Genomic DNA, 502 nt, shown 5'->3' with positions numbered 1-502 from the left:
TGCGCCCCGGAGCGGAACTTGCGGATGAAGCGCAGGTCGGAAACTTTGTCGAGATGAAGAAAAGCCGTTTAGGTAAAGGCTCAAAGGCCAGTCATTTAACCTACCTTGGTGACACTCAAGTGGGTGAATACGCAAACATTGGTGCAGGTACCATTACCTGCAATTACGATGGTGTGAATAAAGCGCTTACTGAAATTGGTGACGGCGCTTTTATTGGTTCAAACAGCTCTTTGGTTGCGCCTGTCTCCATTGGTAAAAATGCAACCGTCGGTGCCGGCTCGGTCATAACCCGGGCGGTAGCAGATGACGAACTGGCTGTAGCCCGGGGCAAGCAGCGTAATATCAGCGGATGGCAACGTCCACAGTCGAAAAAAGGAAGTTAACTTATGTGCGGTATTGTAGGCGCGACGTCTGAACGTCGAGTAACAGGTATTTTGCTGGAAGGCTTAAAACGACTGGAGTACCGGGGTTACGATTCGGCTGGTGTGGCTGTTATTGACGC

At 50.8% G+C, this 502-nt stretch carries 1 protein-coding gene; it reads left to right on the top strand.

The features are described from left to right. Window positions 1-383, top strand: a 383-nt coding sequence (locus B3180_RS10885) for a DapH/DapD/GlmU-related protein (protein ID WP_286844477.1), incomplete at its 5' end; no start/stop codon positions are given. Window positions 384-502: the final 119 nt, after the last annotated feature.

The sequence above is a fragment of the Idiomarina sp. UBA4206 genome (assembly GCF_002383015.1).
GTDB lineage: Bacteria > Pseudomonadota > Gammaproteobacteria > Enterobacterales > Alteromonadaceae > Idiomarina > Idiomarina abyssalis.
The sequence above is the reverse complement of the archived record's forward strand: the minus strand, read 5'-3'. Positions and strand labels throughout refer to the sequence as shown.